Genomic DNA, 24,859 nt, shown 5'->3' on the forward strand with positions numbered 1-24,859 from the left:
TTTAACAGATAATTAGGTTTTTTTGTAGGAAAAAAAGAGCGAAAGTTATTTAAATATTAACTATTTGTATTTATTTTTGTTAAAAGTGTTATAAAAATTTAAAAAACATAATTATTTTAACAAATTTATGAGTGTCTTTTCTTTAACTCTAATTTAAAGATGAAGTAATTTAAATAAGGAAGGTAAGGGGTAGTTTTGTTGCGGACAAATAAGTAATAGTAGATTAAGTAGTTTTAGTTTAGTTTAAAGGAAGCTATCTGTGAAAACAGATGGCTTTTTTCTTTTTTAGGATAAGGATTATTGTTAACTCTTAAATAAAGTTTATATAATCTTTCTCATTTTACTGAAGAGTAGTTTTGTCTCACTATATATTATTAACTAATTAAAAATAAAAATGCGCAAAATTTACTTGGTGGTTTTTTTGTTTCTGCTTGGTTTAGGGATGAAGGCTCAAACATTATATCCTTATTTGCAGGCTCCTACAACAAATTCGATTTATGTTAACTGGAAAACAGAGGCAAACCCGAACTCTGTTGTTGAATATGGTATTTCGGCAGATGCCTTGGTAAATACTGTTAACGGTTCCAATCAGATTTTCTCTGATACGGGTTATCAGGATAACTATTATTATCATACTGTTAAGCTGGAAGGTTTGGATGCTAACACAAAATATTACTACAGGGTAAAAACCGGTTCTGCGGTTTCTGATGTGTATTCTTTTAAAACGCTTCCGCTTCCGGGGCAGGCTGCTACTCAGGATGGACATCTTCGCTTTTTAGTGCTTGGTGATAACCAAATGAGAAACGTTCCTCGCTTTGACTCACTTGTGTCTGCTGCTAAGAGAAAAATTGCAGACAAGTGGGGAATTGACGCCGATCCGGCAGATAATATTGCATTAACTGTTATGGTGGGTGATCAGGTTGATGTAGGTACGCTGGATCATTATGAAAATGTTCACTTCAAGAAAAACAAGGCTCTTTCAGGATATTTGCCTATCCAGACATTGGTGGGTAATCATGAAACGTATGGTACTTTAGGTATGCAGGCATATTATGACCATTATATACTTGATGAAATGTCTTATCAGGGTATATCTTCGGGAACAGAAAACTATTATGCTAACCAGGTGGGTAATACCTTGTTTATAGCACTGGATACTGAGCATACAGGTTTACAGCAGTTAAACTGGGTAACCCAGGTTCTTGAGGCAGCTAATGATGATGATACGGTGGACTGGATAATCTCATTAGGGCACAGGCCTTATCAGGCAGAACAATATGTAGGAGATATTTCTAACTGGGTAAGAAATACAGTTATGCCTGTTTTGGTTACATCTCCTAAACACATTCTGCATATTGGTGCACACCACCATTTATATCACAGAGGTCAGTTGAAAGATACACCTACTTATCAGATTATATCCGGAGGTGTGGCATGGGACCAGTACTGGGGTATGTCGGTAGAACAGGATTTTGAAGATGTTCAGAAAACTATATCAAACTGGTTGTATCAGATAATTGATATAGATGTGAACAACGGTACTTTTGATGTTGAGGCTTACTCTATTGGTAGTGTATACACATGGAAAAACAATGAGCTGATGGATGAGTTTCACCGTTACTTAGGGTTGGAGTCTCCTGATACACCTACAATCGTTAACGATTTTAATGGGGGTGATGTAGAGCTACCATTGGTTATTGAGAGTACGGAGTATGCTACTTCAACCGAAGAAGCTTTAAATTCTACTCAGTTTCTTATAGGTAAAACCCCACAGTTCGATATTATAGAAAAAGATGTTTATAGGGATTTTGAAAATTTATACGGTCCTGTAGGGACACAGGTAGATACTACTGCAAATATTAATTTAGGTGTGGATATTACAAAGCTTGCCATTGCAGAAAATGAAATTCCTAACGGGCAATATTTTGTAAAGCTTCGTCATAGGGATAGTAATCTTAACTGGAGTGAGTGGAGTGAGGTTAAATCGTTTAATGTAATAAACAGTGAGTTTGCAAATACATTAATCCAAACAGATACTATAGCATATCATCCTAATACGCCTGTTACTGTTTCGTATTCTGATGCACCCGGTAATACTACCGACTGGATTGGTATATACAAACTAGAACAGGAGCCGGGTAGTGGAAGTCCTTCTCAGGATTGGGCTTACCTAAACGGACAAAATAGCGGTAACGTAGTTTTTGATGGCTTTGCTGATTATGGCAGATACTATGCTGCGATATTTGAAAACGACAGTTATACTGAAATTGCCGAAAGACAAATATTCTATGTTGGTCCTTTTGTTACGCTTAGTACAGATCAGGAAGTTTATGATTCTGGTGCTGCTGTGACAATTTCTTTTGAAAACGGTCCGCAGTTACAAAACGACTGGATTGGTATATATAAGGTAGGTCATGTTCCGGGTTCGGTAAACTCTACGCAATGGCAATATGTTACTTCGCAAAGTGGTGATTTTACTTTTGAAGGACTTGCAGATGGTTACTATTATGCCGAATACTACCTGCAGGATGGTTATTACAGTATAGGTAATAAAGTGTTCTTTCAGGTAGGGGAGCAAATTACCCAGCTTATAATCAATAAAACTATCTATAACCTTAATGAAAATATTATTGCTACATGGACAGATGCTCCGGGTATAATAAAAGACTGGTTAGGTATTTACCATGAAGGTGATGATCCAAATGTAGACGAGCTTGTGAGTTATACCTATTTTGACGGGCAGCCGGAAGGGACTAAGGTAATTCCTGATGAAAACCTTCCTGCTGAGGCCGGAGATTATTTTATAGTAATGTTTACTAACGACTCTTATAATGAAGTGTCAAACAGAATTTCTTTTGAAGTTGTTGATGATACAATGGGGATTCCTGAAAACAGCAGTCAGTCGGGTGTTATGGTTTATCCTAATCCGGTTAAAAAAGGGGAGAGGACATATATCAAGTCTAAATATCCTATTGACAAAATAGATATGTTTGATATGACAGGTAATCTGTTCTATTCTTCACAAAATATCAACGACTATAATTTCTCTTTAATAAATCAAAGCCTTCCTACAGGAGTATACGTTTTAAAAATACACTCAAACAAGGTGTACACCGTTAAGGTGATAGTTGACTAATTAATTGCATTGTGATTAAAAGGCTGCCTTCAGGCAGCCTTTTTTATTTTAGAAGGTAGTCTTAAAACTTATGTGTACAATAGAGTTGGATAGTTTAATGGTTTGCCCTTTTGTACTTCCGTTAGCATAAATAATATTAAACAATCCTGTTTTTGTAAGTAGCCCAAAACCGAAACCAAAACTTAAAAGATTGTTATTTGTGTCGCTGGTTTCATCCTGATAGTATCCGTAATCGGTAATGGAGTGGAGGTACATATTTTGGGCCAATACAAAACGGTATTCGCTCATTATTGCCGAAAATAAATTCGCCTGAAGGCTGTTCTCATTAAAACCTCTTATTGAAGTAATACCTCCAAATCTAAAAAGCTCACTTACTATGTAGGAGTCGCTTTTAAGATAATAGGTTTGGTTCTTAAGGTTTATAATGTTTCTTTTATTGAGGTAAAAATTATACGCGGCATTAATTTGTGCAAAATGCTGATTGCTGTTTCCTGCTTTGCTGTCTCTGGTACCTATGCCTGCTTTTAGCTGAAGTATGGTTTTTTCCGGAAAGAGAAAATCATCAATATTGTAGTTTGTAAATTCATAGGTTGATGTCCAAAAACGATTGGAAAAGTCACTCAATGTACTGGTGTTTGTGTTTTGAATATCGACTGACTCAGTCGTCTGGCGGCCTAAGAATAATTTTGAGTTATAGCTAAAGTAATATCCTAAATTTAAGTCGGTAGAAGTGTTTTGAAAAGTACTGTCCTGTTTAAATATTTTAAGACTACCCTTTACGCCTAGCGGACTCTTAAATATATAAGGTAGCTCTAACGCTGCGTTAAAGGTGGTTTGTTTCTGTCCGTCACTTTTCCAGAAAAGATTGAATTTCTCTCCGGAATTCAATACATTATTAAGGAGTATGTCTATATATCCGTTAAAGATGATATTGCTTTCCTCATCGTTTGTAAAGCCTATAAATCCGTCAAAAGTATTTGGCCTTCCTTTTTCAAGGTATACATATACTTTGGTGCTGTCTTCCTTAAATAGTATTTCTGGGTAGCGAACCTGGTTTACAAATCTAAGGGCATTAAAGTCTTTGTATATTCTTTCAAGGTTGTTTTGGTTAAACACCTTGCCTTTGTATTGTTTTAATATGTTTCGGCGTATTCCTTCCGGGAATTTGTCATATCCCTGAATAGCTAGTCCGTCAATAGATCTTTTCTTGTCGGTCTTTAATTTTAGCGTTGTGTATAATGAGTTCCCTTTTGAGGTATGCTCTGTAAGTTTTAGTGAGCTTATAGAATACCCTTTCTGCTCCAGTAGTTTTATGCTGGAGTTCATAAAACTTTCGACTTCTCCCGGTGTTGTTGTAATGGTGTCCTTTTTAATATTAAGGAGTTCCTTTTCGTTTTCAGATAGTTTTCCGGTATATATGTATAAGGTGTTGGTGCGATTGCCCACATTTAAATGATAGAGAAAAGTGGAGTCGTTTGGTTTGGAATAATTGGATATATGTGTTTCAAAATAACCTCTTCTCTGTAAAACGGATACGATCCTGTCTGTTTCGTCTTTGGCCAATTTAGCATTCTCATGGCTTTTATTGTAGCCTATGGAGTCGATAGTTTTCGTTTCCGTCTCGTTCTTTCCTTCAACTTTTAAATAAAAATTTTGGGCTGTTGCCGAAACCGAAAAAAGTAATACTATATATATGGTGAAAAAATGCCTCAACTTAAAAATCTTATCCGGTAAAAGTAACGTAAAAAAAGTGCAAAAAATATACGAAGGCATTTTTGACTTTGATTCATTTGAAAATTAATGGATTAAGATTTGTTTTGTAAATTATAATTTATACATTTGCATCCCCGTAAAAAGCGGGTTTTTTAAACATAAGAAATTTTTAATATTAATTATGCCAACAATTCAGCAATTAGTAAGAACAGGGAGAGCCCAGATAACTAAGAAGAGTAAATCGGCTGCTTTAGATTCTTGCCCTCAAAGAAGAGGGGTTTGTACACGTGTTTACACTACTACACCTAAGAAACCGAATTCTGCAATGCGTAAAGTTGCAAGGGTTCGTTTAACTAACGGTAATGAGGTAAATGCTTACATTCCTGGAGAGGGACACAATCTGCAAGAGCACTCGATAGTATTAGTTAGAGGCGGAAGGGTAAAAGATTTACCAGGAGTTAGATACCACATCGTTCGTGGTGCTTTGGATACTGCCGGTGTTAACGGTAGGTTACAAAGAAGGTCTAAGTATGGTGCAAAACGCCCTAAAGACAAAAAGTAATTTTAAAAACTTTTAAAGTAAAGACATGAGAAAAAGACAGGCCAAAAAAAGACCTCTTTTACCAGATCCGAAGTTTAACGATCAATTAGTAACACGTTTTGTAAACAACTTAATGTGGGACGGTAAAAAATCAACTGCTTTTAAAGTATTCTATGATGCTATTGAAATCGTAGAACAGAAAAAACAGGATGCGGAGAAATCAGCATTAGAGACTTGGAAAGATGCTATTAACAATGTAATGCCTCACGTGGAAGTAAGAAGCCGCAGAGTAGGTGGTGCTACTTTTCAGATCCCAATGCAGATCAGACCAGACAGAAAAATCTCTATGGCTATGAAATGGCTGATCCTTTATGCAAGAAAAAGAAATGAGAAATCTATGGCTCAGAGACTAGCTTCTGAAATTTTAGCTGCTGCTAAAGAAGAAGGTGCTGCTGTTAAAAAGAGAATGGATACTCATAAGATGGCAGAAGCTAACAAAGCGTTCTCTCACTTTAGATTTTAATTCATAAAGAAACATTATAAATAAAATGGCAAGAGATTTAAAATATACTAGAAATATAGGTATTGCTGCTCACATTGATGCCGGTAAAACGACAACAACTGAGCGTATACTTTTTTACACGGGTAAATCACACAAGATAGGTGAGGTACACGATGGTGCTGCTACCATGGACTGGATGGCACAGGAGCAGGAAAGAGGTATTACAATTACTTCTGCTGCTACAACTTGTACCTGGAACTTCCCTACAGAGCAGGGTAAGGCGCTTGAGAATACTAACCCGTACCACTTTAACATCATCGATACTCCGGGTCACGTTGACTTTACAGTAGAGGTAAACCGTTCATTAAGGGTTCTTGATGGTCTTGTTTTCCTTTTCAGTGCGGTAGATGGTGTTGAGCCACAGTCTGAAACTAACTGGAGACTTGCAGATAACTACAGAGTTCCTCGTATGGGATTCGTAAACAAAATGGACCGTCAGGGTTCAAACTTCCTTGCAGTTTGTCAGCAGGTTAAAGATATGCTTAAGTCTAACGCTGTGCCAATTGTATTACCAATTGGTGATGAGGCAGACTTTAAAGGTGTAGTAGACCTTATCAAAAATCAGGCTATTGTATGGCATGATGATACTCAGGGAGCTACATTTGATATCGTTCCTATTCCGGATGATTTAAAAGAAGAAGCTCATCAGTACAGATCTCAACTAATCGAAGAGGTTGCTGCTTATGATGAAAACCTTCTTGAGAAATATATGGAGGATGAAAACTCTATAACTGAAGAAGAAATAAACGAGGCGTTAAGAAAAGCTACTATTGATATGGCTATCATCCCAATGCTTTGTGGTTCTTCATTCAAAAATAAAGGTGTTCAGTTCATGCTGGATGCAGTTTGTAAATTCCTTCCTTCGCCACTTGATAAAGAGGCTATCGACGGAACAAATCCTGATACAGAGGAGCCAATTTTCCGTAAGCCGTCAGTAACCGAGCCGTTCGCTGCGTTAGCATTTAAAATTGCTACTGACCCTTATGTAGGTCGTTTAGCATTCTTTAGAGCTTATTCAGGTCGTCTTGATGCTGGTTCTTATGTGTTTAATACTCGTTCAGGAAACAAGGAGCGTATATCTCGTATTTACCAAATGCACGCTAACAAGCAAAATGCTATCGATTTCATCGAGGCTGGAGATATTGGAGCTGCTGTAGGTTTTAAAGATATTAAAACTGGTGATACTCTTTGTGATGAGAAACACCCAATCGTACTTGAGAGTATGAACTTCCCTGATCCGGTAATCGGTATCGCTATCGAGCCTAAAACTAAGGCAGACGTAGATAAAATGGGTATGGCTTTAGCTAAACTTGCTGAAGAGGATCCAACGTTTACAGTGAGAACTGACCAGGCTTCAGGACAAACTATCATCTCTGGTATGGGTGAGCTTCACTTAGACATCCTTGTTGACCGTCTTAAGAGAGAATTCAAAGTTGAGGTTAACCAAGGTGAGCCTCAGGTTGAGTACAAAGAAGCTCTTACGCGTAATGCCAGCCACAGAGAGGTTTACAAAAAACAATCAGGTGGTCGTGGTAAATTCGCAGACATCGTGTTCAAAATTGAGCCTGCAGATGAAAATGTTGTTGGTCTTCAGTTTGTTAACGAGGTTAAAGGTGGTAACGTACCAAAAGAGTTTATACCTGCTGTAGAGAAAGGTTTCAAAGAAGCTATGAAACAAGGTCCTCTTGCCGGTTATGAAATGGATAGTATGAAGGTGACTCTAACGGATGGTTCATTCCACCCGGTTGACTCTGATGCTCTTTCTTTCGAATTAGCTGCTAAAATGGGTTACAAAGAGTCTGCTAAAGCTGCAGGAGCTGTAATTCTTGAGCCTATCATGAAGCTTGAGGTTCTTACTCCTGAAGAGAATATGGGTGATATCGTTGGTGACCTTAACAGAAGAAGAGGTCAAATCAACAACATGGATGACAGAGCTGGTTCTAAAGTTGTTAAAGCAAGCGTTCCGCTTTCAGAAATGTTTGGTTATGTAACTACTCTAAGAACACTTTCTTCGGGTCGTGCAACATCAACTATGGAGTTCTCTCACTATGCTGAAACACCTTCTAATATTTCAGAAGAGGTAATTAAAAAAGCAAAAGGTAACGCTTAATTCAAAGAAAAATGAGTCAAAAAATCAGAATAAAATTAAAATCATACGATCATAGCCTTGTAGACAAGTCTGCTGAGAAGATCGTTAAAACTGTAAAAAGTACAGGTGCAGTTGTAACAGGTCCAATTCCGTTACCTACACACAAAAAGATTTTTACTGTACTACGTTCTCCGCACGTAAACAAAAAATCAAGAGAGCAGTTTGAAGTTAGTTCATACAAAAGACTTCTTGATATTTACAGTTCTTCTTCTAAAACTATCGATGCTCTTATGAAATTAGAGCTTCCTAGTGGTGTTGAAGTAGAGATCAAAGTGTGATAAATAAATAAAAGTAAAGAAGGTGTCAGGCGGTTTCTTTCTGCCTGATACTTCTTGCTATATAGAACAAAATTTAAATAAGTAATTATAATTAATTTTTAATATGTCTGGGTTAATTGGTAGAAAAATCGGCATGACCAGTATTTTCGATGAAAACGGAAAAAATATCCCGTGTACAGTAATCGAAGCTGGACCATGTGTTGTTACCCAAGTCAGAACCAATGAGGTTGACGGGTATAAAGCGTTGCAACTTGGTTTCGATGACAAGTCAGAAAAGCACACAACAAAAGCGGCTCAAGGTCACTTTAAGAAAGCTGGTACTGATGTGAAGAAAAGAGTCGTTGAATTCAAGTATTTTGAACAAGAGCATAACTTAGGTGATGTTCTAACAGTAGATCTGTTTAATGAAGGTGAATTTGTAGATGTACAAGGTGTATCTAAAGGTAAAGGCTTCCAGGGTGTTGTTAAACGTCACGGTTTTGGTGGTGTTGGACAAGCTACTCACGGTCAGCACAACCGTTTAAGAGCGCCGGGTTCTGTAGGTGCATCATCTTACCCGTCAAGAGTATTCAAAGGAATGCGTATGGCAGGTAGAACAGGAGGAGAAAATGTAACAGTTCAAAACCTTAGAGTTTTAAAAGTAGTAGCAGAGAAAAACCTACTGGTTGTTAAAGGATGTGTTCCTGGACACAAAAACTCTTACGTAATCATTCAAAAGTAATGGAAGTAAAAGTATTAGATATCAACGGAAAAGAAACAGGCAGAACAGTTACTCTTTCTGACTCTGTATTCGCAATTGAGCCTAATAATCATGCGGTTTACCTGGATGTTAAACAATATTTAGCAAACCAGAGACAAGGAACTCACAAAGCAAAAGAAAGAGCTGAAGTTACCGGAAGTACACGCAAGATTAAAAAGCAAAAAGGAACCGGTACTGCACGTGCAGGAAGTGTTAAGAATCCTTTGTTCAAAGGAGGAGGAACAGTTTTCGGGCCAAGACCAAGAAACTACTCTTTCAAACTGAACAAAAACCTTAAACGTTTAGCGAGAAAATCTGCTCTATCAATCAAGGCAAATGAATCAAATTTAACAGTAGTTGAAGACTTCACTTTTGAAGCGCCAAATACTAAAAATTTCATTAACGTTTTGAAAGCTTTAGGGTTAGAGAATAAAAAATCTCTATTTGTGTTGGGTGATACAAATAAAAATGTATATTTGTCGTCACGCAATTTAAAGGCGTCTAATGTTGTAACTACCTCTGAATTAAACACTTACGCAATTTTAAATGCGAATAATTTAGTTCTTTTAGAAGGTTCGTTAGAAGGAATTCAAGAAAATTTAAGTAAATAATAGGGCAATGAGTATCATAATAAAACCTATCATTACCGAAAAAATAACTAAAGACGGTGAAATTTTCAACCGTTTTGGTTTTGTTGTTGACAAGAAAGCAAACAAAATCCAGATCAAAAATGCAGTTGAGGCTGCATACGGGGTTTCTGTTGTTGAAGTTAACACTATGAATTACAGGGCTGATAGAACAGTTAAATACACTAAGAGTGGTTTAATTAGCGGAAAGACAAGTGCTTATAAAAAAGCAATTGTACAAGTACAGGAAGGTGAAACAATAGATTTTTATAATAATATCTAATAGAAAATGTCAGTTAGAAAATTAAAACCTATTACCCCGGGTCAGCGTTTTAGAGTTGTAAATAGCTTTGACACTATTACAACTGATAAGCCGGAGCGTTCATTACTCGCACCGAAAAAAAACTCAGGAGGTAGAAATAGTCAAGGAAAAATGACCATGCGTTACACAGGCGGTGGTCACAAACAAAAGTATCGTATCATTGATTTTAAAAGAGCTAAAGCTGGTATTCCTGCTACAGTTAAAACTATCGAGTACGATCCAAACCGTTCAGCATTCATTTCGCTTTTAGCATATGCTGATGGTCAGAAAACTTACATCATAGCTCAAAACGGTCTACAAGTAGGTCAAACTGTTGTTTCAGGTGCTGATGCAGCTCCTGAAATCGGTAACGCTTTACCTTTAAGCAAAATTCCTCTTGGTACTGTTATATCTTGTATAGAGCTACGTCCTGGTCAGGGAGCAGTAATTGCTCGTAGTGCTGGTACTTTTGCTCAGTTAATGGCAAGAGATGGAAAATATGCTACAATCAAAATGCCTTCAGGTGAAACAAGGTTAATCCTTTTAACTTGTATGGCTACAATTGGAGCGGTTTCTAACTCTGATCACCAATTAGTTGTATCTGGTAAAGCAGGTAGATCTAGATGGTTAGGCAGAAGACCTAGAACAAGACCAGTAGCGATGAACCCGGTTGATCACCCAATGGGTGGTGGTGAAGGACGTTCTTCTGGAGGTCACCCACGTTCAAGAAAAGGTCTACCGGCTAAAGGTTACAGAACTCGTTCTAAAGTTAACCCGAGTAATAAGTATATCGTAGAACGTAGAAAGAAATAATAAGTAAGATATGGCACGTTCATTAAAGAAAGGACCTTTCGTTCACTATAAATTAGAAAAGAAAGTTCAGGAAAATATCGAAAAAGGTAACAAAGGAGTTGTTAAGACTTGGTCTAGAGCTTCAATGATTACTCCGGATTTTGTTGGACAGACTATCGCAGTTCACAACGGTCGTCAATTCGTACCGGTTTATGTTACAGAGAATATGGTAGGTCATAAATTAGGAGAATTTTCGCCAACAAGATCTTTCAGAGGTCATGCTGGTGCAAAAAATAAAGGTAAAAAATAATAAGAAGCTATGGGAGTTCGTAAAAGAGAAAGAGCAGAGCAGATTAAGGAAGCTAACAAGCAAGTTGCGTTTGCTAAGTTAAATAACTGCCCTACTTCGCCTAGAAAGATGCGTATTGTAGCAGATTTAGTAAGAGGTCAGAAAGTAGAATTAGCTCTTAATATATTAAAGTTTAACAGTAAAGAAGCTTCTCGCAAACTTGAGAAATTATTACTTTCTGCTATCAATAACTGGCAGCAGAAAAATGCTGAAGAGAGCTTAGAAGACGCCGGACTGTTTGTAAAAGAGATCAGAGTTGACGGTGGTATGATGCTTAAAAGGCTGAGACCAGCACCGCAAGGTCGTGCTCACAGAATAAGAAAACGCTCTAACCACGTTACTATCGTGTTAGGTGCTAATAATAATAACACACAAAGCAATTAATTAACAGTATGGGACAAAAGACAAATCCAATAGGAAATCGCCTTGGTATCATCAGAGGATGGGATTCCAACTGGTATGGTGGAAATGATTACGGTGATAAACTTGCCGAGGATCATAAAATCAGAAAGTATATCCATGCCCGTTTAGCTAAAGCAAGTGTGTCTAAAGTAATCATCGAGAGAACTTTAAAGCTTGTAACCGTTACTATCACTACTGCCCGTCCCGGTATTATTATCGGTAAAGGTGGTCAGGAGGTAGACAAGTTAAAAGAAGAGCTTAAGAAAATTACTGACAAAGAGGTTCAAATCAACATCTTTGAAATCAAAAGACCAGAACTTGATGCTTACTTAGTAGGTTCAAGCATTGCTCGTCAGATTGAAAGCCGTATCTCTTACAGAAGAGCTATTAAAATGGCTATCGCTGCAGCTATGCGTATGAATGCTGAGGGTATTAAAGTTATGATTTCAGGTCGTTTGAACGGTGCTGAGATGGCACGTTCAGAAATGTTCAAAGAAGGTAGAATTCCTCTATCAACTTTCAGAGCGGACATTGATTATGCACTTACAGAGGCTCATACTACTTATGGTAGAATGGGAATTAAAGTGTGGATCATGAAAGGCGAAGTGTACGGTAAACGTGATCTTTCTCCGTTAGTGGGTATGGATAAAAAACAATCCAAATCTACAGGATCAGGAAAGCCGGCAGGAAAACAAGGCCAACGCAAAAGAAAGTAATTATTTAAACTAAAGAAAAATGTTACAGCCTAAAAGAACAAAATACCGTAAGGTACAGAAAGGTAAAATGAAGGGCGTGTCTCAAAGAGGACACGAACTTTCTAATGGAATGTTTGGTATAAAATCTTTAGATTCATCTTTTATTACTTCTCGTCAAATCGAAGCTGCACGTATCGCTGCAACTCGTTACATGAAAAGAGAAGGTCAATTGTGGATTAAAATTTTCCCGGATAAACCTATCACTAAAAAACCTCTAGAGGTACGTATGGGTAAAGGTAAAGGTGCAGTTGAATATTGGGCTGCTGTTGTTAAACCGGGAAGAATAATGTTTGAAGTTGGCGGTGTGCCTTTGTCAGTAGCTAAAGAGGCTTTACGCCTTGCTGCACAAAAGCTTCCAGTAAAAACTAAGTTTATTGTTGCCAGAGATTTCGAAGCATAATCTAAATTTATTATGAAACAATCAGAAATTAAAGATCTATCTGCAGCTGAGTTGCAAACACAACTTGGAGAGTTACAGAAAACATATGCCGATCTAAAATCAGCTCACGCTATTTCTCCAATTGAAAACCCGTTACAAATAAGAACTGTAAGAAGGTCTATTGCTAGAGTAGCTACAGAGCTAAGCAAAAGAGAGTTACAATAAATGTATTCTGCTGAAAGATGGAAAAAAGAAATTTAAGAAAAGAGAGAATAGGTGTGGTTACTAGCAACAAAATGACAAAGTCTATTGTTGTTTCTGAAACAAGAAGAGTAAAACACCCATTATATGGTAAGTTCGTGTTAAAAACTAAAAAATACGTTGCACACGACGAAACAAATGACTGTAACATTGGTGATACAGTAAGGATTATGGAAACACGTCCTTTAAGTAAATCTAAATGTTGGAGATTAGTTGAAATCATTGAAAGAGCGAAGTAATTATGGTACAACAGGAATCTAGACTAAAAGTAGCAGACAACACGGGAGCAAAAGAAGTTTTGACTATTCGTGTATTAGGGGGTACGAAAAGACGTTACGCCTCTGTTGGAGATAAAATTGTAGTTTCAGTAAAAGATGCAACACCTAACGGTAACGTTAAAAAAGGAGCTGTGTCGACTGCAGTAGTTGTACGTACCAAAAAAGAAGTGAGAAGAGCCGATGGTTCATACATCAGATTTGATGATAACGCATGTGTATTATTAAATGCTGCTGGTGAAATGAGGGGAACTCGTGTTTTTGGTCCTGTAGCAAGAGAACTTCGTGAAAAACAATTCATGAAAATTGTATCATTAGCACCAGAAGTGCTTTAATTGTTTTAAAGATGATAAAGCTAAAGATAAAATCAGGAGATACAGTAAGAGTTATTGCCGGAGACCACAAAGGTTCTGAAGGTAAAGTTCTTAAAGTTCTTCGTGAGAAAAACAAAGCGATCGTAGAAGGCGTTAACATGGTGTCTAAACACACTAAACCAAGCGCTAGTAACCCTCAGGGTGGTATCGTGAAGAAAGAAGCTCCTATCCATATTTCTAACATCGCACTTGTTGATCCTAAAACTAAGGAGACTACAAGAACTGGTGTAAGAACTGAAGGAGATAAGAAAGTGAGATTTTCAAAAAAATCTAATCAAGTATTATAGTGATGGCTTATATACCAAGATTAAAAGAAGAATATAAGAACAGAGTTATCTCTGCTCTTACAGAAGAGTTCGGTTATAAAAACGTGATGATGGTTCCAAAACTTGAAAAAATCGTTTTAAGCCGTGGAGTTGGTGCAGCTGTGTCTGACAAGAAATTAATTGATCACGCAGTTGAAGAGTTAACAAAAATTACTGGTCAAAAAGCTGTGGCTACTATTTCTAAAAAGGACGTTGCGACATTCAAATTGAGAAAAGGTATGCCAATTGGTGCTAAAGTAACTTTACGTGGTGAAAGAATGTATGAGTTTTTAGATAGACTTATCACTTCTGCACTTCCACGTGTAAGAGACTTTGGTGGTATCAAAGCAACTGGTTTTGACGGTAGAGGTAATTACAACCTGGGTGTTACTGAGCAAATCATTTTCCCTGAAATTGATATTGACAAAGTAAATAAAATTGCAGGTTTTGATATTACATTTGTAACTTCTGCACAAACCGATAAAGAAGCGAAGTCATTATTAGCAGAATTAGGATTACCTTTTAAAAAGAATTAAGTTATGGCTAAAGAATCAATGAAAGCCCGCGAGGTAAAAAGACAAGCATTAGTAGAAAAGTATGCAGAAAAGAGAAAAGCTCTTTTAGAAGCCGGAGATTATGAAGGTCTGCAAAAATTACCTAAAAATGCTTCTCCTGTACGTTTACACAACCGTTGCAAACTAACAGGAAGACCAAGAGGGTATATGCGTCAATTCGGTATTTCACGTGTAACTTTCCGTGAAATGGCAAACAACGGGTTGATACCAGGAGTTAAGAAAGCCAGCTGGTAATAAAAGAATTATAAATTGGTTTCAGGTTCGGCCTTAACAGGCCGAAAACCGTTACCGCAAATTAATAAATATGTATACAGATCCTATCGCAGATTATCTAACTAGAGTTAGAAATGCAGTAAGAGCTAACCACAAAGTGGTAGAGATTCCTGCTTCTAACCTTAAGAAGGAGATCACAAAGATTTTATTCGATCAGGGATATATCTTAAGCTACAAGTTTGATGACAGTACTGTACAAGGTACAATCAAAATCGCTCTAAAGTATGATAAAGAGACTAAAGAGCCAGTAATTAAAGATATCCAGAGAATTAGTAAACCAGGTTTACGTAAATATGCAGGTGCTGATAACCTACCTAGAATCCTTAACGGATTAGGTATAGCTATCGTTTCTACATCAAAAGGTTTGATGACCGGGAAACAGGCTAAACAACTTAATGTTGGTGGTGAGGTAATCTGTTACGTATACTAATAATAAAGACTTATACGATGTCAAGAATAGGTAAAAATCCAATTGCAATACCGTCTGGAGTAACAGTAGATGTTAAAGAAGGCGTTGTTACAGTAAAAGGAAAAAAAGGTGAGCTTTCTCAGGAATTTACAGATGTAACTGTAAAAATTGAAGAGGGCAAAGTTATTGTTGAAAGATCTTCTGACAACAAAAACGACAGATCTAAGCACGGTTTATACAGAGCCCTTATCAATAACATGATTTTAGGTGTTTCTGAAGGCTTTACAAAAGAACTTGAATTGGTAGGTGTTGGTTACAGGGCTTCTAATCAAGGTAATAAACTTGATATAGCTCTTGGTTTTTCTCACAATATCGTTTTAGAAGTTGTGCCTGAAGTAACTGTAGAAACTGTATCTGAAAAAGGTAAAAACCCTATCATTAAACTAGCTTCTCATGATAAACAACTTTTAGGCCAGGTGGCGGCAAAGATTAGATCTTTCCGTAAACCTGAACCATACAAAGGAAAAGGAGTTAAGTTTGTAGGTGAAGTATTGAGAAGAAAAGCAGGTAAATCAGCTTAAAAATTAAGACTATGTCATTAACAAAATCTGAAAGAAGACAAAGAATTAAGTTCAGAATCAGAAAGATTGTAAGCGGAACTGCTGCTCAACCAAGACTTTCTGTTTTCAGGAGCAATAAAGAGATCTATGCTCAAATCATAGATGACGTGAACGGTGTTACTCTAGCTTCTGCATCTTCAAGAGAGGCAGGAATAACTAAAGGTACTAACATTGAAACTGCAGCTGCAGTAGGTAAATTAGTAGCAGAGAAAGCTTTGAAAGCTGGTATCGAAACCATCACTTTTGATAGAGGTGGATACCTTTACCACGGACGTGTTAAATCATTAGCTGAAGGCGCTAGAGAAGCCGGACTTAAATTCTAAGAAAAATTATGTATCATAATTATAAAAACGTAGAACTTGTAAAACCAAGCGGCCTTGAATTAAAGGACCGTTTGGTAAGTGTTAATCGTGTTACTAAAGTTACAAAAGGTGGTAGAGCTTTCGGTTTTTCTGCTATTGTAGTTGTAGGAGACGAGAATGGAGTAGTAGGCCACGGTCTTGGTAAATCTAAAGACGTATCTGAAGCTATTGCTAAAGCAGTAGAGGATGCTAAAAAGAACCTTGTAAGAATCCCTCTTTCAAGCCAGACTGTACCTCATGAGCAAAAAGGTAAATTTGGTGGTGCTCGCGTACTACTAATGCCTGCTTCTCACGGTACCGGAGTAATTGCTGGTGGTGCTGTACGTTCAGTTCTTGAATCTGTAGGTATTCACGATGTATTATCAAAATCTCAAGGTTCATCAAATCCTCACAATGTGGTAAAAGCAACTTTTGATGCTTTATTACAAATGAGAAGCGCAGCTACTGTAGCTAAGCAAAGAGGTGTATCTTTAGAAAAAGTATTTAAAGGTTAATTCAAGGAAAAAATGGCGAAAATTTTAGTAAAACAAGTAAAAAGTCAAATCAACTGTCCTCTTACTCAAAAGAGAACTCTTGAGGCTTTAGGTCTTAGAAAAATGGGACAAGTTGTTGAACATGATGCAACTTCTGCTATCCTTGGAATGGTAAACAAAGTTAAACACTTAGTTTCTGTAGAAGAAACTAAATAACAATAACAATAGTTATGGATTTAAGTAACTTACAACCAGCTGAAGGTTCAGTTCACAATAAGAACAAAAGAGTAGGTAGAGGAGAAGGTTCCGGTAAAGGTGGTACTGCTGCACGTGGTCACAAAGGAGCTAAGTCTCGTTCTGGTTATTCTAAGAAAATAGGTTTTGAAGGTGGTCAGATGCCTTTACAAAGACGTGTTCCTAAATTTGGTTTTAAAAACATCAACCGTAAGGAATATGCCGGTGTAAACCTAGACACGCTTCAGGCTCTTGTAGATAACGGAATTGTTACAGATACTGTAGACTTTACAGTATTAGTAGAAAACCGTCTTGCTACAAAAAATGAACAGGTAAAGATATTAGGAAGAGGAGAGCTTAAGGCAAAACTAAAAGTAACTGCTCACAAATTTACTGCAACTGCTAAAGCGGCTATCGAGGCTGCTGGTGGTGAAGCTGTAAGTTTATAATCTCTTATAGTCACATGAAAAAATTTATAGAAGCGTTTATCAATGTTTGGAAAATAGAAGAGCTAAAAAACAGAATTTTAGTTACTCTTGGTTTGTTACTTGTTTACCGTTTTGGTGCGCATGTTACATTGCCGGGTATTGATGCTACACAATTAAATAGCTTAGCAGATCAGACTGATGGAGGTATTGGTTGGTTGATCGATGTGTTTACAGGTGGTGCGTTTTCGCAAGCATCTGTATTTGCATTGGGTATTATGCCATATATCTCTGCGTCTATTGTTGTGCAGTTAATGGGTATTGCAGTTCCTTACCTTCAAAAGTTACAAAAAGAGGGTGAGAGCGGCAGAAAGAAAATCAATCAGATTACCCGTTGGCTTACAATATTAATCACATTGGTGCAGGGTCCTGGTTATATCTATAACCTTTATAAGACTTTACCACCACAAGCTTTTTTAATAAGTTCAGATTCATTTCTTTTCATATTTTCTTCTGTAGTGATTTTAACTACAGGTACAATTTTTGCAATGTGGCTTGGTGAAAAAATTACCGACAAAGGTATTGGTAACGGTATATCACTGTTAATTCTTGTAGGTATTATTGCAAGAATGCCTCAGGCTTTTATCCAGGAGTTTACTTCTCGTATGGTTGAAAACAATGGAGGGCCAATGCTTTTGGTTATTGAAATAGTAATATGGTTATTAATTATAATAGCTTGTGTACTGCTTATTATGGCTGTTAGAAAAATTCCTGTTCAGTATGCGCGTCGTACTGCTTCAGGTGATTTTGAACAGGATATTGCAGGAAACAGACAGTGGATTCCTTTAAAGCTTAATGCTGCGGGAGTTATGCCTATCATTTTTGCTCAGGCTATTATGTTTATACCAGCTGCACTTGCCGGTCTTTCAAAAGCCGATGCTGCACAAACCATTACTTCTCAGTTCCAAAACGTGTTCGGTTTGGCGTATAATATTGTTTTTGCATTATTAATTATAATTTTTACGTACTTTTACACCGCGATTACAGTACCTACGAATAAAATGGCGGATGATCTTAAGAGAAGCGGAGGTTTTATACCGGGTGTTAGGCCAGGTGTTGAAACCGGAGACTATCTTGATAAAATCATGTCGCTTATCACATTCCCTGGATCATTATTCCTAGCAATCATTGCCGTGTTCCCGGCGGTTGTTGTAAGTATAATGAATGTTCAGTCTCAGTGGGCTTTGTTCTATGGCGGAACATCGCTGTTAATCATGGTTGGGGTTGCAATAGATACTATCCAGCAAATAAATTCATATTTGTTGAATAGACATTATGATGGTTTGATGAAAAGTGGTAAGAATAGAAAAGCAGTAGCTTAATAATTTTTATGGCAAAACAATCAGCAATAGAACAAGACGGATCAATCATAGAAGCATTATCAAATGCTATGTTCCGTGTAGAGTTAGAAAACGGACATATTGTAATTGCTCACATTTCAGGAAAGATGCGTATGCATTATATCAAGTTATTACCTGGTGATAAAGTGAAACTTGAAATGAGCCCTTATGATTTGTCTAAAGCAAGAATTACTTATAGATACTAAAGCTATTAAAATGAAAGTAAGAGCATCAGTAAAGAAAAGAAGTGCCGAGTGCATTATTGTGCGTAGAAAAGGCAGATTATATGTGATTAATAAAAAGAATCCTAGATTTAAACAAAGACAAGGATAATTATGGCAAGAATTGCAGGGGTAGACATACCTAAAAACAAAAGAGGAATTATTGCTTTAACTTATATCTTCGGTATTGGTAAAAGCAGGGCTAAAGAGATTTTAGAAAAAGCTCAGGTTAGTGAAGATAAAAAAGTTCAGGAGTGGAACGATGAAGAAATCGGTAACATTCGTGAAGCTGTTTCTTACTTTAAAATAGAAGGAGAGCTTCGTTCTGAAATCCAGTTAAACATCAAACGTTTAATGGATATCGGATGCTACAGAGGTATCCGTCACAGAGTTGGACTACCTCTAAGAGGTCAGCGCACTAAGAATAACTCTAGAACAAGAAAAGGTAAGAGAAAAACTGTTGCTAACAAGAAAAAAGCAACTAAATAATAAGTAGTAGTATGGCTAAAGCGAATACAAAAAAACGTAAAGTTGTTGTTGAGTCAACAGGCGAAGCTCATATTAGTGCAACTTTTAACAACATCATCATCTCTTTAACTAATAAGAAAGGTGAAGTTATTTCATGGTCATCTGCTGGTAAGATGGGCTTTAGAGGTTCTAAAAAGAACACTCCATATGCAGCTCAGATGGCAGCAGAAGATTGCAGCAAAGTTGCTCTTGAGGCAGGTCTTAAAAAAGTAAAAGTTTACGTTAAAGGTCCTGGAAACGGTAGAGAATCTGCTATCAGATCTCTTCACAATGGTGGCATTGAAGTTACTGAAATTATCGATGTAACTCCACTACCTCACAACGGGTGCCGTCCTCCTAAGAGAAGAAGAGTTTAATTTATTTATTAGAGTATAACCAAACAGGATTACGGATTATCGGAGGATGAGACCTGAATTCATAATCCCCTGTTTATTAATTTTTAGAAATGGCAAGATATACTGGTCCTAAAACTAAAATCGCCCGTAAATTTGGTGAGGCGATCTTCGGAGATGATAAAGCCTTCGAAAAAAGAAATTACCCTCCAGGGCAACATGGTTTAGCTAAAAAGAGAGGTAAAAAATCTGAATATGCTGTTCAGTTAATGGAAAAGCAAAAAGCTAAGTACACTTACGGAGTTCTTGAAAAACAATTCAGAAACCTGTATGAAAAAGCAGCTGCTACTAAAGGAGTAACAGGTGAAGTACTTTTACAGCTTTGTGAAGCAAGATTGGACAATGTGGTTTACAGAATGGGTATTGCTCCTTCAAGAAGGGCTGCAAGACAAATCGTTTCCCACAGGCATATTACAGTAAACGGTGAAGTGGTTAATATTCCTTCTTACCACCTTAAAGCCGGAGATAAAGTTGCTGTTCGTGAGAAATCTAAATCTCTTGACGCTATAGAGCGCTCTTTATCAAATTCTGCTCAAGTATATGAGTGGATAACCTGGAACAACGACACTAAAGAAGGTACTTTTGTTTCAGTACCTGCCAGGATACAAATCCCGGAAAACATCAAAGAACAACTAATCGTTGAGTTGTATAACAAATAATAATTGACATCAGTCGAAATATGGCAATATTTAATTTTCAAAAGCCCGATAAAGTTATCATGATCGATTCTACCGATTTCCAAGGTAAATTTGAATTTAGACCTTTGGAACCGGGATATGGATTGACTGTTGGTAACGCACTAAGAAGAGTTTTGCTTTCTTCACTGGAAGGTTACGCAATTACTTCTGTTCGTATCGAAGGAGTTGACCACGAATTCTCTACAATAGCTGGGGTTGTTGAAGATGTTACGGAGATAATCCTGAACTTAAAACAAGTTCGTTTCAAACGTCAGATAGAAGACATCGATAACGAATCTGTTACTGTATCTTTTACAGGAAAAGATCAGCTTACGGCTGGTGATTTCCAAAAGTTCATTTCAGGATTCCAGGTATTAAACCCTGAGCTTGTTATCTGTAACATGGACAGCAAGATTAACATAAACCTTGAGCTTACTATTGAGAAAGGTAGGGGTTATGTGCCTGCAGAGGAGAACAAAAAGCAAAATGCAGCTATAGGAACAATCTTTACAGACTCAATCTTTACTCCGGTAAAGAATGTAAAGTATACAATAGAAAACTTCCGTGTAGAGCAGAAAACCGACTACGAAAAACTGGTTTTTGAAATTATCACAGATGGTTCTATTCATCCTAAAGACGCATTAACTGAGGCAGCTAAAACGCTAATACATCACTTTATGCTGTTCTCTGATGAAAGGATAACACTTGAGGCCGATGAGATAGCACAAACAGAATCTTATGACGAAGAGTCATTACATATGAGACAGCTTCTTAAAACTAAGCTTGTTGATATGGATCTTTCTGTAAGAGCATTAAATTGTTTAAAAGCGACTGAAGTTGATACATTAGGTGACTTAGTATCGTTCAATAAAAATGACTTAATGAAGTTCCGTAACTTTGGTAAAAAATCTTTAACCGAGCTTGATGAGCTTGTTGCTTCTAAGAATTTACACTTCGGAATGGATTTAACGAAATATAAATTAGATAAAGAATAATCTGGGCCGTTAAGGTTTTAATTACAGACAGCAATGAGACACGGAAAAAAAATAAATCACTTAGGCAGGCAAGCTGGTCATAGAAAGGCTATGCTGGCTAACATGGCCTGCTCCCTTATAGAGCACAAGCGTATCAACACGACTGTTGCTAAGGCAAAAGCCCTTAAGCAGTTTGTTGAGCCTCTTGTAACAAAATCTAAAGAAGACACAACTCACAACAGACGTATCGTTTTCTCTTACCTAAGAAACAAATATGCAGTTACTGAACTTTTCAGAGAAGTTGCTGCTAAAGTTGGAGATCGTCCGGGTGGTTATACTCGTATCATTAAGTTAGGAAACCGTCTTGGAGATAACGCTGATATGGCTATGATCGAGCTTGTTGACTTTAACGAACTGTACAACGCTACTAAAAAAGAAGCTAAGAAAACTACTCGTAGAAGTAGAACTGCAAAAAAAGCTACAGCTCCTGCAGCTGAGGCTCCTGCAACTGAAGCTCCTGCTGTTGATACAGAAGAAAACAAAGAAGCTACTGAATAATCATGGTAAAACTGATTTTTCAATAATATTAAAAAAGGATAAACTTTATAGTTTGTCCTTTTTTTTTGGCTTAGCGAAATCGGTTTATACTAATCAATTGACAGCTAAATTTTAGAAACACAATTTTTTGAAGTAAATTTGCACGCAATACAGCAACAAATAGTAATAAATGAAATATTCAAATCGTAACAAAGCCATACTTCTTTTAGCGGACGGCACTGTTTTTCACGGAAAATCTATTGGGATTGAAGGAACAGTATTTGGTGAAGTATGTTTTAATACCGGTATGACCGGTTACCAGGAAATTTTTACAGACCCGTCTTACTTCGGGCAAATTATGGTTGCATCTAATGCACATATAGGTAACTATGGTACTAATGAAGAGGAAGTAGAGGCTGATAGAATAATGATTTCAGGTCTTGTTTGTAAAAACTTTAGCTTTAACCATTCAAGGGTTAATTCTACTGAAGGACTTAAAGAGTATTTTGAAAAACAAAACTTAGTAGCTATTTCTGATGTAGATACAAGAGCGCTTGTAAGCTATATACGTGATAACGGAGCTATGAATGCTGCTATCTCTACAGATGGTACTTCTGTTGAAGATTTAAAGAAACAACTTGCTGAAGTTCCTAACATGGATGGTCTTGAACTTTCTTCAAAAGTATCGACTACTGAACCTTACTTTGTGGGTAACCCGGATGCTAAGTATAAAATATCTGCTCTTGACTTAGGTATTAAGAAAAATATCTTAAGAAATCTTGTTAAGAGAGACTGTTATATTAAGGTTTTCCCTTATAACTCAACTTATGAGGATTTAAGAAGTTTTAATCCTGACGGATACTTCCTTTCAAACGGTCCCGGTGACCCGGCTCCGCTTGTTGTAGCTCAGGAAACTGCTAAAAAGATATTAGAAAATAATGAACCGGTTTTCGGAATCTGTTTAGGACACCAGGTACTGGCTCTTGCTAACGGAATCTCTACTTACAAAATGTTTAACGGACACAGAGGTATTAACCACCCTGTAAGAAACATGATTACAGGTGAAGGTGAAATAACTTCTCAAAACCACGGTTTTGCCGTAGTAAGGGAAGAGCTTGAAAAGCACCCAGACTTTGAGATTACTCACGAGCATGTTAACGACGGTACTGTAGCAGGTATGCGTATGAAGAACAAGAACTGCTTCTCGGTACAATATCACCCTGAGGCAAGTCCTGGTCCGCACGATGCATCATATCTGTTTGATCAGTTTATCGAAAATATACAAAAAGCCAAAAACTAATTATGGGCTTTTAAAAACAAAAAACGAATTTGGGCTAATGTAAAAGTTAGCCCAAATTCTGTTTATAGACGTTTTGAAAATAAAATTTTGGTTAAGTGGCAGAAACTAAAACGATTGCGTTTATAAGTTTTTAAAAATAAGACCTTTTCATTTTTCAAAATGTTTAAATTTGTTTTGATTAATTATGAATATAACAAACTAAAAACTATATAATGAGCATTATTATTAAAGTACATGCAAGGCAAATATTGGATTCTCGTGGTAATCCTACAGTAGAGGTTGATGTAATTACTGAAAATGGTATACTAGGCAGGGCAGCGGTTCCTTCCGGAGCTTCTACCGGAGAGCACGAAGCAGTTGAATTGCGTGATGGCGGTAAGTCTTATATGGGTAAAGGCGTACTTAAAGCTGTAGAAAATGTAAATACTAAACTGGCAGGTGAAATTGTTGGTATGTCTGTATTCGAGCAAAACGCTATAGACAAAGCTATGATTGAACTTGATGGTACCGCAAATAAATCAAACCTTGGTGCTAATGCAATTCTGGGTGTTTCTTTAGCAGTGGCTAAAGCAGCAGCAAACGAGTTGGGTATGCCGTTATACAGATATGTAGGTGGTGTTTCTGCTAATACACTTCCTGTTCCTATGATGAATATCATTAACGGAGGTTCGCATTCTGATGCGCCTATCGCTTTCCAGGAATTTATGATCATGCCTGTAAAAGCTAAAAACTTTACTCATGCTATGCAGATAGGTACAGAAGTTTTCCATAACCTTAAAAAAGTACTTCATGACAGAAACTTAAGTACAGCTGTAGGTGATGAGGGTGGTTTTGCTCCAAACCTTGCCGGAGGTACTGAGGATGCTCTTGATACTATTAAAAAAGCTGTAGAAAATGCCGGATATAAATTTGGTGACGAAGTTATGATTGCTCTTGACTGTGCAGCATCTGAATTCTATGTAAACGGTAAATATGACTATACTAAATTTGAAGGTGCAGAAGGTAAAGTAAGAACTTCTCAGGAGCAGGCAGATTATCTAGCTGAGCTTGCTGCTAAGTATCCTATCATCTCTATCGAAGATGGTATGTATGAGGACGACTGGGAAGGATGGAAATACCTTACTGAAAAAATCGGAGATAAAGTTCAGTTAGTAGGAGACGATTTATTCGTAACTAATGTTGAGCGCCTTTCAAGAGGTATTAAGCAAAACATTGCTAACTCAATCCTTATAAAAGTAAACCAGATTGGTACTTTAACCGAAACTATTGCAGCTGTAAATATGGCTCACAATGCGGGCTATACATCTGTAATGTCTCACCGTTCTGGAGAAACTGAAGATAATACAATTGCTGACTTAGCGGTTGCATTAAACTGTGGTCAGATTAAAACAGGTTCTGCTTCACGTAGTGACCGTATGGCTAAATACAACCAGTTACTAAGAATTGAGGAAGAGCTTGCTGAAGTGGCTTATTTCCCAAGAGAAAACGCTTTTAAAGTAAAAAGATAATTTCTTTAGGCTAT

At 37.0% G+C, this 24,859-nt stretch carries 36 protein-coding genes; 35 read left to right on the forward strand and 1 reads right to left on the reverse strand.

Translation table 11 applies throughout. The features are described from left to right. Positions 1 to 394 precede the first annotated feature (394 nt). A complete protein-coding gene (locus NU09_RS00575; protein ID WP_129749308.1) occupies positions 395 to 3,136 on the forward strand; it encodes a fibronectin type III domain-containing protein in 2,742 nt (913 codons plus the stop codon). A gap of 48 nt (positions 3,137 to 3,184) precedes the next feature. Here the strand turns inward: NU09_RS00575 and NU09_RS00580 are convergent, their stop codons facing one another. After that, positions 3,185 to 4,849, reverse strand: coding sequence for a hypothetical protein (locus NU09_RS00580; RefSeq protein ID WP_242501806.1), 1,665 nt, complete (start codon positions 4,847 to 4,849; stop codon positions 3,185 to 3,187). Between the two features lie 181 nt (positions 4,850 to 5,030). On the opposite strand from NU09_RS00580, the gene rpsL reads away from it, so the two are divergent. The 34 genes from rpsL to eno all read left to right on the forward strand — a co-directional run bounded on the left by rpsL (position 5,031) and on the right by eno (position 24,845). Continuing rightward, positions 5,031 to 5,411 (forward strand): 30S ribosomal protein S12, encoded by a 381-nt coding sequence (gene rpsL, locus NU09_RS00585; RefSeq protein WP_035129761.1) that lies wholly within the window; start codon positions 5,031 to 5,033, stop codon positions 5,409 to 5,411. A gap of 25 nt (positions 5,412 to 5,436) precedes the next feature. Further along, positions 5,437 to 5,913, forward strand: a complete 477-nt coding sequence (gene rpsG, locus NU09_RS00590) for a 30S ribosomal protein S7 (RefSeq protein WP_129749310.1) — start codon at positions 5,437 to 5,439, stop codon at positions 5,911 to 5,913. A gap of 25 nt (positions 5,914 to 5,938) precedes the next feature. After that, positions 5,939 to 8,062 carry an elongation factor G gene (fusA, locus tag NU09_RS00595; protein WP_129749311.1) on the forward strand — a complete coding sequence of 708 codons (2,124 nt, stop codon included), beginning with the start codon at positions 5,939 to 5,941 and terminating at the stop codon, positions 8,060 to 8,062. Between the two features lie 11 nt (positions 8,063 to 8,073). Next, positions 8,074 to 8,379: a 30S ribosomal protein S10 gene (gene rpsJ, locus NU09_RS00600; protein ID WP_020213633.1), complete on the forward strand. Its 306-nt coding sequence runs from the start codon at positions 8,074 to 8,076 to the stop codon at positions 8,377 to 8,379. Positions 8,380 to 8,482: 103 nt separating this feature from the next. Then, entirely contained in the window at positions 8,483 to 9,100 is a 618-nt protein-coding gene (rplC, locus tag NU09_RS00605; RefSeq protein WP_129749312.1) for a 50S ribosomal protein L3, read from the forward strand. Next, complete coding sequence (gene rplD / locus NU09_RS00610; protein ID WP_129749313.1) at positions 9,100 to 9,729, forward strand: 50S ribosomal protein L4; 630 nt, start codon at positions 9,100 to 9,102, stop codon at positions 9,727 to 9,729. Before rplC ends, rplD begins: the two co-directional genes overlap by 1 nt. A gap of 7 nt (positions 9,730 to 9,736) precedes the next feature. Continuing rightward, complete coding sequence (rplW, locus tag NU09_RS00615; RefSeq protein WP_129749314.1) at positions 9,737 to 10,027, forward strand: 50S ribosomal protein L23; 291 nt, start codon at positions 9,737 to 9,739, stop codon at positions 10,025 to 10,027. Between the two features lie 6 nt (positions 10,028 to 10,033). After that, positions 10,034 to 10,858, forward strand: coding sequence for a 50S ribosomal protein L2 (rplB, locus tag NU09_RS00620; RefSeq protein WP_129749315.1), 825 nt, complete (start codon positions 10,034 to 10,036; stop codon positions 10,856 to 10,858). Between the two features lie 10 nt (positions 10,859 to 10,868). Then, positions 10,869 to 11,147: a 30S ribosomal protein S19 gene (gene rpsS / locus NU09_RS00625; RefSeq protein WP_020213638.1), complete on the forward strand. Its 279-nt coding sequence runs from the start codon at positions 10,869 to 10,871 to the stop codon at positions 11,145 to 11,147. Positions 11,148 to 11,156: 9 nt separating this feature from the next. Further along, on the forward strand, positions 11,157 to 11,570 hold the full coding sequence (gene rplV / locus NU09_RS00630) for a 50S ribosomal protein L22 (RefSeq protein WP_129749316.1): 414 nt from the start codon (positions 11,157 to 11,159) through the stop codon (positions 11,568 to 11,570). A gap of 8 nt (positions 11,571 to 11,578) precedes the next feature. Further along, a complete protein-coding gene (gene rpsC, locus NU09_RS00635) occupies positions 11,579 to 12,304 on the forward strand; it encodes a 30S ribosomal protein S3 (RefSeq protein WP_129749317.1) in 726 nt (241 codons plus the stop codon). Between the two features lie 19 nt (positions 12,305 to 12,323). Next, positions 12,324 to 12,743 carry a 50S ribosomal protein L16 gene (gene rplP / locus NU09_RS00640; RefSeq protein ID WP_129749318.1) on the forward strand — a complete coding sequence of 140 codons (420 nt, stop codon included), beginning with the start codon at positions 12,324 to 12,326 and terminating at the stop codon, positions 12,741 to 12,743. A 12-nt stretch (positions 12,744 to 12,755) separates the two neighbouring features. Then, a complete protein-coding gene (gene rpmC, locus NU09_RS00645; protein ID WP_129749319.1) occupies positions 12,756 to 12,947 on the forward strand; it encodes a 50S ribosomal protein L29 in 192 nt (63 codons plus the stop codon). 17 nt (positions 12,948 to 12,964) lie between these two features. Then, entirely contained in the window at positions 12,965 to 13,222 is a 258-nt protein-coding gene (rpsQ, locus tag NU09_RS00650; RefSeq protein ID WP_129749320.1) for a 30S ribosomal protein S17, read from the forward strand. Between the two features lie 2 nt (positions 13,223 to 13,224). Next, on the forward strand, positions 13,225 to 13,593 hold the full coding sequence (rplN, locus tag NU09_RS00655) for a 50S ribosomal protein L14 (RefSeq protein WP_035129796.1): 369 nt from the start codon (positions 13,225 to 13,227) through the stop codon (positions 13,591 to 13,593). Between the two features lie 11 nt (positions 13,594 to 13,604). Beyond that, positions 13,605 to 13,919 (forward strand): 50S ribosomal protein L24, encoded by a 315-nt coding sequence (gene rplX, locus NU09_RS00660; RefSeq protein ID WP_129749321.1) that lies wholly within the window; start codon positions 13,605 to 13,607, stop codon positions 13,917 to 13,919. 2 nt (positions 13,920 to 13,921) lie between these two features. Further along, complete coding sequence (rplE, locus tag NU09_RS00665) at positions 13,922 to 14,473, forward strand: 50S ribosomal protein L5 (RefSeq protein WP_129749322.1); 552 nt, start codon at positions 13,922 to 13,924, stop codon at positions 14,471 to 14,473. 3 nt (positions 14,474 to 14,476) lie between these two features. Further along, positions 14,477 to 14,746: a 30S ribosomal protein S14 gene (gene rpsN, locus NU09_RS00670; RefSeq protein WP_026981378.1), complete on the forward strand. Its 270-nt coding sequence runs from the start codon at positions 14,477 to 14,479 to the stop codon at positions 14,744 to 14,746. A gap of 70 nt (positions 14,747 to 14,816) precedes the next feature. Then, a complete protein-coding gene (rpsH, locus tag NU09_RS00675) occupies positions 14,817 to 15,215 on the forward strand; it encodes a 30S ribosomal protein S8 (RefSeq protein WP_129749323.1) in 399 nt (132 codons plus the stop codon). A gap of 17 nt (positions 15,216 to 15,232) precedes the next feature. After that, complete coding sequence (rplF, locus tag NU09_RS00680; RefSeq protein ID WP_129749324.1) at positions 15,233 to 15,775, forward strand: 50S ribosomal protein L6; 543 nt, start codon at positions 15,233 to 15,235, stop codon at positions 15,773 to 15,775. A gap of 11 nt (positions 15,776 to 15,786) precedes the next feature. Continuing rightward, complete coding sequence (gene rplR / locus NU09_RS00685; protein WP_129749325.1) at positions 15,787 to 16,137, forward strand: 50S ribosomal protein L18; 351 nt, start codon at positions 15,787 to 15,789, stop codon at positions 16,135 to 16,137. Positions 16,138 to 16,145: 8 nt separating this feature from the next. Continuing rightward, positions 16,146 to 16,670, forward strand: coding sequence for a 30S ribosomal protein S5 (gene rpsE / locus NU09_RS00690; RefSeq protein WP_129749326.1), 525 nt, complete (start codon positions 16,146 to 16,148; stop codon positions 16,668 to 16,670). A gap of 12 nt (positions 16,671 to 16,682) precedes the next feature. Next, the gene (rpmD, locus tag NU09_RS00695; RefSeq protein ID WP_129749327.1) at positions 16,683 to 16,865 is read left to right on the forward strand and encodes a 50S ribosomal protein L30; all 183 of its coding nucleotides are present in this window, start codon (positions 16,683 to 16,685) and stop codon (positions 16,863 to 16,865) included. Between the two features lie 14 nt (positions 16,866 to 16,879). After that, complete coding sequence (rplO, locus tag NU09_RS00700) at positions 16,880 to 17,332, forward strand: 50S ribosomal protein L15 (RefSeq protein WP_129749328.1); 453 nt, start codon at positions 16,880 to 16,882, stop codon at positions 17,330 to 17,332. Positions 17,333 to 17,346: 14 nt separating this feature from the next. Next, entirely contained in the window at positions 17,347 to 18,690 is a 1,344-nt protein-coding gene (gene secY / locus NU09_RS00705; protein WP_129749329.1) for a preprotein translocase subunit SecY, read from the forward strand. 8 nt (positions 18,691 to 18,698) lie between these two features. Continuing rightward, the gene (gene infA / locus NU09_RS00710; protein ID WP_007136545.1) at positions 18,699 to 18,914 is read left to right on the forward strand and encodes a translation initiation factor IF-1; all 216 of its coding nucleotides are present in this window, start codon (positions 18,699 to 18,701) and stop codon (positions 18,912 to 18,914) included. 10 nt (positions 18,915 to 18,924) lie between these two features. Next, positions 18,925 to 19,041, forward strand: coding sequence for a type B 50S ribosomal protein L36 (gene ykgO, locus NU09_RS00715; protein WP_002987490.1), 117 nt, complete (start codon positions 18,925 to 18,927; stop codon positions 19,039 to 19,041). A gap of 2 nt (positions 19,042 to 19,043) precedes the next feature. Next, positions 19,044 to 19,418, forward strand: coding sequence for a 30S ribosomal protein S13 (rpsM, locus tag NU09_RS00720; protein ID WP_129749330.1), 375 nt, complete (start codon positions 19,044 to 19,046; stop codon positions 19,416 to 19,418). An 11-nt stretch (positions 19,419 to 19,429) separates the two neighbouring features. Continuing rightward, a complete protein-coding gene (gene rpsK / locus NU09_RS00725; protein ID WP_035129822.1) occupies positions 19,430 to 19,813 on the forward strand; it encodes a 30S ribosomal protein S11 in 384 nt (127 codons plus the stop codon). A gap of 89 nt (positions 19,814 to 19,902) precedes the next feature. After that, on the forward strand, positions 19,903 to 20,508 hold the full coding sequence (rpsD, locus tag NU09_RS00730) for a 30S ribosomal protein S4 (RefSeq protein WP_129749331.1): 606 nt from the start codon (positions 19,903 to 19,905) through the stop codon (positions 20,506 to 20,508). Between the two features lie 20 nt (positions 20,509 to 20,528). Continuing rightward, positions 20,529 to 21,521 carry a DNA-directed RNA polymerase subunit alpha gene (locus NU09_RS00735; RefSeq protein WP_129749332.1) on the forward strand — a complete coding sequence of 331 codons (993 nt, stop codon included), beginning with the start codon at positions 20,529 to 20,531 and terminating at the stop codon, positions 21,519 to 21,521. A gap of 33 nt (positions 21,522 to 21,554) precedes the next feature. After that, positions 21,555 to 22,058, forward strand: a complete 504-nt coding sequence (gene rplQ / locus NU09_RS00740) for a 50S ribosomal protein L17 (protein WP_129749333.1) — start codon at positions 21,555 to 21,557, stop codon at positions 22,056 to 22,058. Between the two features lie 169 nt (positions 22,059 to 22,227). Further along, the gene (gene carA / locus NU09_RS00745; protein ID WP_129749334.1) at positions 22,228 to 23,337 is read left to right on the forward strand and encodes a glutamine-hydrolyzing carbamoyl-phosphate synthase small subunit; all 1,110 of its coding nucleotides are present in this window, start codon (positions 22,228 to 22,230) and stop codon (positions 23,335 to 23,337) included. Positions 23,338 to 23,549: 212 nt separating this feature from the next. After that, positions 23,550 to 24,845 (forward strand): phosphopyruvate hydratase, encoded by a 1,296-nt coding sequence (gene eno / locus NU09_RS00750; RefSeq protein ID WP_129749335.1) that lies wholly within the window; start codon positions 23,550 to 23,552, stop codon positions 24,843 to 24,845. Positions 24,846 to 24,859 lie beyond the last annotated feature (14 nt).

Origin of the sequence: Flavobacterium beibuense (genome assembly GCF_004151245.1) — a bacterium.
GTDB classification, from domain to species: Bacteria; Bacteroidota; Bacteroidia; order Flavobacteriales; family Flavobacteriaceae; genus Flavobacterium; species Flavobacterium beibuense_A.

Excerpts from the sequence above, each read along its gene's own strand:
- NU09_RS00575 (WP_129749308.1), top strand. The coding sequence starts at position 395 with ATGCGCAAAATTTACTTGGTGGTTTTTTTGTTTCTGCTTGGTTTAGGG.
- rpsL (WP_035129761.1), top strand. The coding sequence starts at position 5,031 with ATGCCAACAATTCAGCAATTAGTAAGAACAGGGAGAGCCCAGATAACT.
- rpsG (WP_129749310.1), top strand. The coding sequence starts at position 5,437 with ATGAGAAAAAGACAGGCCAAAAAAAGACCTCTTTTACCAGATCCGAAG.
- fusA (WP_129749311.1), top strand. The coding sequence starts at position 5,939 with ATGGCAAGAGATTTAAAATATACTAGAAATATAGGTATTGCTGCTCAC.
- rpsJ (WP_020213633.1), top strand. The coding sequence starts at position 8,074 with ATGAGTCAAAAAATCAGAATAAAATTAAAATCATACGATCATAGCCTT.
- rplC (WP_129749312.1), top strand. The coding sequence starts at position 8,483 with ATGTCTGGGTTAATTGGTAGAAAAATCGGCATGACCAGTATTTTCGAT.
- rplD (WP_129749313.1), top strand. The coding sequence starts at position 9,100 with ATGGAAGTAAAAGTATTAGATATCAACGGAAAAGAAACAGGCAGAACA.
- rplW (WP_129749314.1), top strand. The coding sequence starts at position 9,737 with ATGAGTATCATAATAAAACCTATCATTACCGAAAAAATAACTAAAGAC.
- rplB (WP_129749315.1), top strand. The coding sequence starts at position 10,034 with ATGTCAGTTAGAAAATTAAAACCTATTACCCCGGGTCAGCGTTTTAGA.
- rpsS (WP_020213638.1), top strand. The coding sequence starts at position 10,869 with ATGGCACGTTCATTAAAGAAAGGACCTTTCGTTCACTATAAATTAGAA.
- rplV (WP_129749316.1), top strand. The coding sequence starts at position 11,157 with ATGGGAGTTCGTAAAAGAGAAAGAGCAGAGCAGATTAAGGAAGCTAAC.
- rpsC (WP_129749317.1), top strand. The coding sequence starts at position 11,579 with ATGGGACAAAAGACAAATCCAATAGGAAATCGCCTTGGTATCATCAGA.
- rplP (WP_129749318.1), top strand. The coding sequence starts at position 12,324 with ATGTTACAGCCTAAAAGAACAAAATACCGTAAGGTACAGAAAGGTAAA.
- rpmC (WP_129749319.1), top strand. The coding sequence starts at position 12,756 with ATGAAACAATCAGAAATTAAAGATCTATCTGCAGCTGAGTTGCAAACA.
- rpsQ (WP_129749320.1), top strand. The coding sequence starts at position 12,965 with ATGGAAAAAAGAAATTTAAGAAAAGAGAGAATAGGTGTGGTTACTAGC.
- rplN (WP_035129796.1), top strand. The coding sequence starts at position 13,225 with ATGGTACAACAGGAATCTAGACTAAAAGTAGCAGACAACACGGGAGCA.
- rplX (WP_129749321.1), top strand. The coding sequence starts at position 13,605 with ATGATAAAGCTAAAGATAAAATCAGGAGATACAGTAAGAGTTATTGCC.
- rplE (WP_129749322.1), top strand. The coding sequence starts at position 13,922 with ATGGCTTATATACCAAGATTAAAAGAAGAATATAAGAACAGAGTTATC.
- rpsN (WP_026981378.1), top strand. The coding sequence starts at position 14,477 with ATGGCTAAAGAATCAATGAAAGCCCGCGAGGTAAAAAGACAAGCATTA.
- rpsH (WP_129749323.1), top strand. The coding sequence starts at position 14,817 with ATGTATACAGATCCTATCGCAGATTATCTAACTAGAGTTAGAAATGCA.
- rplF (WP_129749324.1), top strand. The coding sequence starts at position 15,233 with ATGTCAAGAATAGGTAAAAATCCAATTGCAATACCGTCTGGAGTAACA.
- rplR (WP_129749325.1), top strand. The coding sequence starts at position 15,787 with ATGTCATTAACAAAATCTGAAAGAAGACAAAGAATTAAGTTCAGAATC.
- rpsE (WP_129749326.1), top strand. The coding sequence starts at position 16,146 with ATGTATCATAATTATAAAAACGTAGAACTTGTAAAACCAAGCGGCCTT.
- rpmD (WP_129749327.1), top strand. The coding sequence starts at position 16,683 with ATGGCGAAAATTTTAGTAAAACAAGTAAAAAGTCAAATCAACTGTCCT.
- rplO (WP_129749328.1), top strand. The coding sequence starts at position 16,880 with ATGGATTTAAGTAACTTACAACCAGCTGAAGGTTCAGTTCACAATAAG.
- secY (WP_129749329.1), top strand. The coding sequence starts at position 17,347 with ATGAAAAAATTTATAGAAGCGTTTATCAATGTTTGGAAAATAGAAGAG.
- infA (WP_007136545.1), top strand. The coding sequence starts at position 18,699 with ATGGCAAAACAATCAGCAATAGAACAAGACGGATCAATCATAGAAGCA.
- ykgO (WP_002987490.1), top strand. The coding sequence starts at position 18,925 with ATGAAAGTAAGAGCATCAGTAAAGAAAAGAAGTGCCGAGTGCATTATT.
- rpsM (WP_129749330.1), top strand. The coding sequence starts at position 19,044 with ATGGCAAGAATTGCAGGGGTAGACATACCTAAAAACAAAAGAGGAATT.
- rpsK (WP_035129822.1), top strand. The coding sequence starts at position 19,430 with ATGGCTAAAGCGAATACAAAAAAACGTAAAGTTGTTGTTGAGTCAACA.
- rpsD (WP_129749331.1), top strand. The coding sequence starts at position 19,903 with ATGGCAAGATATACTGGTCCTAAAACTAAAATCGCCCGTAAATTTGGT.
- NU09_RS00735 (WP_129749332.1), top strand. The coding sequence starts at position 20,529 with ATGGCAATATTTAATTTTCAAAAGCCCGATAAAGTTATCATGATCGAT.
- rplQ (WP_129749333.1), top strand. The coding sequence starts at position 21,555 with ATGAGACACGGAAAAAAAATAAATCACTTAGGCAGGCAAGCTGGTCAT.
- carA (WP_129749334.1), top strand. The coding sequence starts at position 22,228 with ATGAAATATTCAAATCGTAACAAAGCCATACTTCTTTTAGCGGACGGC.
- eno (WP_129749335.1), top strand. The coding sequence starts at position 23,550 with ATGAGCATTATTATTAAAGTACATGCAAGGCAAATATTGGATTCTCGT.